Origin of the sequence: Streptomyces phytophilus (genome assembly GCF_013870535.1) — a bacterium.
Classification (GTDB): Bacteria; Actinomycetota; Actinomycetes; order Streptomycetales; family Streptomycetaceae; genus Streptomyces; species Streptomyces phytophilus.
Map to the genome: position 1 here is coordinate 1 of NZ_JACBXC010001057.1, position 2147 is coordinate 2147.

The following is a 2147-nucleotide window of genomic DNA, read 5'->3' on the forward strand; positions in this document are numbered from 1 at the left end:
GCGGCGGCGAGGGCACGGGACGTGCGTGTGGTGGTGCGTGAGCGTGTGCGCATGGGACTCCCCCGGGAAACCGCCGCGCCCCTCCCCGATGAGGGGGCGCGGCCTGGGTTTGGGAGCGTAGCGTGGGAGCGCTCCCGAAGACATCCCATCTGCACATCTTTCGGCTGCCGTGCGGCGGTCAGTCCACGATCGCGCCGCAGGTGATGTTCAGCTCCGCCCCCGTGATCGACGCGGCCTTGTCCGAGGCGGCGAACGAGGCGGCGTTGCCGACGTCCTCCAGCGTCGCCGTCCGGCCGAGCATCGTCGGCTCCGCGAGCGAGGCGACCAGCGCCTCGCGGCCCTCGAAGCCGTCCGGGATGGTCTCGGGGATCCCGCCGGTCTTCAGGCCGACGACACGCACGCCGTGCGGGCCCAGTTCTGCGGCCAGTTGCTTGCGGAGCATGTCCACGGCGCTCAGCGCGACCTGGAAGCCGCCGATGAAGTAGCCGTGCATCGGGTCGCCGACGCCGCCGAAGGTCAGGAGCACGCCGGACTTCTGCCGGATCATGTGCCGGGCGGCGGCCTTCGAGGTCAGGAAGGTGGTGCGGACGGCGTTGTGGACGGGCGCTTCGAAGTCGCGCAGCGCCATCTCGGCCAGGGGCGTGCCCTGCACGTCGCCCACGGAGACGAGGTTGACGGAGATGTCGACGCTTCCCGCCTCCTTGGCCACGGCGTCGGCGTGCGCGTCGACGGCGGCCTCGTCCAGGGCGTCGACGACGGCCGTCGACACGGTCCCGCCGGCGTCGCGGATTTCGGCGGCAACGGCCTCCAGTCGCGCGGGGGTCCGGCTCGCCAGGTGCACGGCCGCCCCCTCGCGGGCGAAGCCGAGCGCGACGGCGCGGCCGATGCCGCCGGCACCGTAGACGAGGGCGTTCTTGTTCTTCAGCAGCATGGTGATCCTCACTTGTCGAACACGGCTGTCTTCGTCGTCAGTTGTCGAATGCGCTGCGGGCGCCGGTGAGCCAGGTGCGCCACCTGTCCTCCTCGCGTGCGGCCGCGCCGGGCGGTGCGCCGTACAGGCGGGCGAGGAGGTTCGCCGAGAGCGGGGCGCCGGGCGCCATCGGGAAGCAGGAGAGGGCGTACAGGGCGGGGTACGGCTCGGCGGCACGCAGCAGCACGTAGCCGGGGCTGCGGTCCTCGACCGTGCCGGCCAGCTCCGGTACGCGCGCGGGGGTGCGGAACGGGGTCCCGGCCGCCGCCCCCGCGATACCGAGGAGGAGGTCGAGGACGGCCGCGGCGCGGGGGCGCTCCGCGGCCGGGAGGCCGAGGCCGACGAGCACGTCGACGTTGCCGGCCGGCAGGCCGGCGAAGTGCGTCAGGTAGGCGCGCAGGACGGTCAGCGACATCCGCCAGCCCTCGCCGGCCCCGTCGACCAGGTCCTCCCAGCCCTCGCCGCCGTGGCGGAAGCCGTTGACGACCCGTACGACGCAGCTGCCGCCGCCCGCGGCCTGCACGAGGAACTCCGTGGCCAGCGGCGGCGCGTCGGGGCCCGCCGGCTCTTCGTAGCCGAAGCGGTGCGGCGGGTCCCAGTCGGTGACGGTGGCGTGGGCGGTCTCGCCGTAGGGCTCGCGGCGCACGGTCATGGCGCCGCCCGGGGCGGGGTCGATGTCGGCGGGGAAGAGCCAGGCGGCGTGGCCGGGCCCGGTGGCGATGGCGCGCCACACCTCGTCGGGGGTGCCGGGGACCACGACCTCGTGGCCGGTGAGGCGGGCGGTGGGGTCGTCGTCGGTCACGGCAGCTCCTCGCCCGCGGGGGCGCCGGACGCGTCCGCGGCTTCCGGTGCGCCGGTCGCCCCGGATGCCTCGGGTGCCCCGGATGCCTCGGGTGCCTCCGGTGCAGGCGGTGCTTCCGGCGCTCCCGGCGGCTCGGGCGCGCCGGGGTCGACGCCCTTGGGTACGGGGTGGACGGCGACCATGAGGCGCTGCCAGCGGCCGTCCGGCGCGGACTCGTCGTGGTACTTGGACACCAGCCCGTTGACCGCGGCCGTCAGCTCCTCGGCGAACGCCGCCCGGTCGGCGGGCGAGCGGAACCGCACGGCGGCCTCCAGCCCGTAGACCGGCAGCCGCTTGCGTCCCCGTACGGCGTTGCGCGCCATCCCGCCGACCTCC

At 75.2% G+C, this 2147-nt stretch carries 2 protein-coding genes and 1 pseudogene; all 3 read right to left on the reverse strand.

Annotated elements, in window-relative coordinates; all coding sequences use genetic code 11:
• Positions 1-178: 178 nt before the first annotated feature.
• Positions 179-931 (reverse strand): SDR family NAD(P)-dependent oxidoreductase, encoded by a 753-nt coding sequence (locus tag H5J30_RS28975; protein ID WP_181790238.1) that lies wholly within the window; start codon positions 929-931, stop codon positions 179-181.
• A gap of 37 nt (positions 932-968) precedes the next feature.
• Positions 969-1772: an SRPBCC family protein gene (locus tag H5J30_RS28980; RefSeq protein WP_181790239.1), complete on the reverse strand. Its 804-nt coding sequence runs from the start codon at positions 1770-1772 to the stop codon at positions 969-971.
• Positions 1769-2147 (reverse strand): annotated as a pseudogene (locus H5J30_RS28985) (ArsR family transcriptional regulator); the annotation flags it as partial. The gene H5J30_RS28980 and the pseudogene H5J30_RS28985, both read right to left, overlap by 4 nt.